At 75.5% G+C, this 2,446-nt stretch carries 3 protein-coding genes; 2 read left to right on the top strand and 1 reads right to left on the bottom strand.

Features of this window, described 5'->3' with window-relative positions:
- Window positions 1–407: 407 nt before the first annotated feature.
- Together IH13_RS0128045 and IH13_RS0128040 are read left to right on the top strand one after the other, a co-directional pair.
- Window positions 408–620 carry an MbtH family protein gene (locus tag IH13_RS0128045; protein ID WP_031088762.1) on the top strand — a complete coding sequence of 71 codons (213 nt, stop codon included), beginning with the start codon at window positions 408–410 and terminating at the stop codon, window positions 618–620.
- A 213-nt stretch (window positions 621–833) separates the two neighbouring features.
- Window positions 834–1,355 carry a GNAT family N-acetyltransferase gene (locus tag IH13_RS0128040; RefSeq protein ID WP_031088761.1) on the top strand — a complete coding sequence of 174 codons (522 nt, stop codon included), beginning with the start codon at window positions 834–836 and terminating at the stop codon, window positions 1,353–1,355.
- Window positions 1,356–1,448: 93 nt separating this feature from the next.
- Here the strand turns inward: IH13_RS0128040 and argB are convergent, their stop codons facing one another.
- The gene (gene argB / locus IH13_RS0128035; protein WP_051835955.1) at window positions 1,449–2,333 is read right to left on the bottom strand and encodes an acetylglutamate kinase; all 885 of its coding nucleotides are present in this window, start codon (window positions 2,331–2,333) and stop codon (window positions 1,449–1,451) included.
- Window positions 2,334–2,446 lie beyond the last annotated feature (113 nt).

Here is a 2,446-nt window from a genome sequence, read left to right as displayed (position 1 = left end):
TGTCTTCCGGCGGCGCTCGCGGGTGGCGGGCAGTCGCGTGCCATTCCCGGCCGGGTCCGTCCGCGGCAGCTGCCCGGTCACCACCTTGTGCGCCCTGGCCTCTCCTTGTGGGAGACAAGTCGAAAAGCTAAGCTCGCATCAATTAGGTGAGCCTAACCTAAGTGTGACCTTCTCTTTCGGCCCCGGCCCCGGCGCGAGGCGGGCCCCTCGTGGCCCTGCCGGGCGCCCACCGCCCTGGCGGGCGCGGGCGGGGTGCGCGGCCCCGCGGGGGTGATCGTGGGAACGGGGGAGTGCCACGGGTGGGCCGCCGACCTGATATCGCCGGGCCCGGCGTCACCCTCGCCGACGGCCCGGCCGTACGCACGACGTGGCCGCCGCCGGTCCGCCGTGCCGAGGAGGCAGCGAACATGAGCACCAACCCGTTCGACGACCCCGAAGGCCGTTTCCTGGTCCTGGTGAACGACGAGGGCCAGCACTCGCTGTGGCCGTCCTTCGCCGAGGTGCCCGGGGGATGGACCGTCGCCTTCGAGGAGAACACCCGGGAGGCGTGCCTGGAGTACGTCGAGACCCACTGGACCGATCTGCGCCCCAGGTCGCTCGCCGCCTCCATGGACGCCTGACCGGCGGACAGGCCCCCGCCGCCCCGGGGTCGTTCGAGTCCGCGTGCGGCTCCGGGGTGGTCGCATCCGGGGTGTGCGCCGGCGCCGGCGGGAGGGGCGCCCCGAGGTGGGCCCGCTGGACTCGTAATTTAGGTAAGGCTAGCCTAACTTTGCTTGCTCGCGGGGTGAGGTGGCGACGAGCCGCTTCGCCCGCGGAAACGAGGAAGGTATGCCTTGATCACGGCTGAACCGCGCCCCGCCCCGTCGCCGGACACACCTCTCGCGCCGGCGCCCCGAGTGCGCTCCGCCCGGGAGGGGGACGCCGCCGAACTCGCGGACCTGTCCCGGCCCTTCGTGCGCTCGGGGGCGCTGCGGGAGAGGCCCGTCGCGCTCTACGCCGCCCACGCGGCCGACTTCCTCGTGGCGGAGGCCCCCGGGGGCGGCCTCGAAGGCTGCGTGGGCCTGCGCGTGCACGTGGCCGGCGCGGGGGAGTGCGGCGGGCCCGCGGGTGTGCTGTACAACTTCTGCGTGGCCGGGCCCAGTCAGGGGCGCGGAGTGGGCGCCGGGCTGCTCGGTGCCGCCCTCGCCGCCGCGCGCGCCCGGTCGCTGGGTGCCCTGTTCACCGCGACGACGGGCAGCGGTGCCCTGTTCCTCCGCCACGGATTCGCGCCCTCGGCCGCGTGGTCGGCGCCCCGGGCATGGGTGCGCTCCCTGGACCCCCGGCGCGACGCGCTGGTCCTCGCGCGGGCGCTCTGACCGTTCGGGCCGGGCCGGGCCGGCCCGGCCAGGGTGAACGCCCGTAGGCGTACCGGCGTTCACCCTGGCCGGGTCGGCGCCCCCAGCCGGTGGTCACGCGGGGCTCCCGGCGTGGTCCGGGCTGCGGTCGGGAACCACGGTGGTACCGCGGCCGTCCTCGTCGAGGACGGCGCGCAGCACCGCGTGCGGCACGCGGCCGTCGAGTACCTGCGCCCTGCCCACGCCGCCGCGTACGGCCCGCAGGCAGCCCTCCATCTTCGGCAGCATCCCGCTCGCCAGCCCCGGCAGCAGCCCGTCCAGCGCCCCGGCGGTCAGGCGCCGGATCACCTCCGTGCTGTGCGGCCAGTCGGCGTACAGCCCCTCCACGTCGGTGAGCACCACCAGCCGCTCGGCTCCGAGCGCCACGGCCAGGGCCGACGCCGCGAGATCGGCGTTGACGTTGTAGACCTGTCCGTCCTCGCCCCGGGCCACGGGGGAGAGCACCGGGATGTGCCCCCGGCCCAGGAGGGCCCGCACCATGCCCGGGTTCACGTCGACGACCTCGCCGACGAGGCCGATGTCGACCAGCCGGCCGTCGACCAGGGCCGGCCGCCGTACGGCCGTCATCGTGTGCGCGTCCTCGCCCGTCATCCCCACGGCGAAGGGCCCGTGGGCGTTGATCTGGCCGACCAGCTCCCGCTGGACCCGGCCGGCCAGCACCATGCGGACCACGTCCATGGCCTCCGGGGTGGTCACCCGCAGGCCCTGCTCGAAACGGGTCTCCAGGCCCAGGCGGTCGAGCATGGCGCTGATCTGCGGTCCGCCCCCGTGCACGACGACCGGCCGCAGGCCCGTGTGCCGCAGCGCCACGACGTCCTCGGCGAAGGTCCGCCGCAGGGTCGCGTCCACCATCGCGTTGCCGCCGAACTTGACGACGACCGTGCCGCTGTGCGGCCCCTCCGGCCGTCGGGCCGGCCGATGTACGTCCGCGCGCGTCATTTCCCCGTCTCTCGTGGTGGTGTCCGTCCAGCGGGCCGCCCGTCGTGCGGACCACGCCGATGCGCGCGGCCCGGCGGAGCGCGAGCGCCTGCCCCTCGGCCGACACGTCGGCC

This window comes from Streptomyces sp. NRRL WC-3549, from assembly GCF_000721935.1.
Taxonomy (GTDB): Bacteria; Actinomycetota; Actinomycetes; order Streptomycetales; family Streptomycetaceae; genus Streptomyces.
Note: the sequence above shows the minus strand (reverse complement) of the source record. Positions and strands in the feature narration are given on the sequence as shown.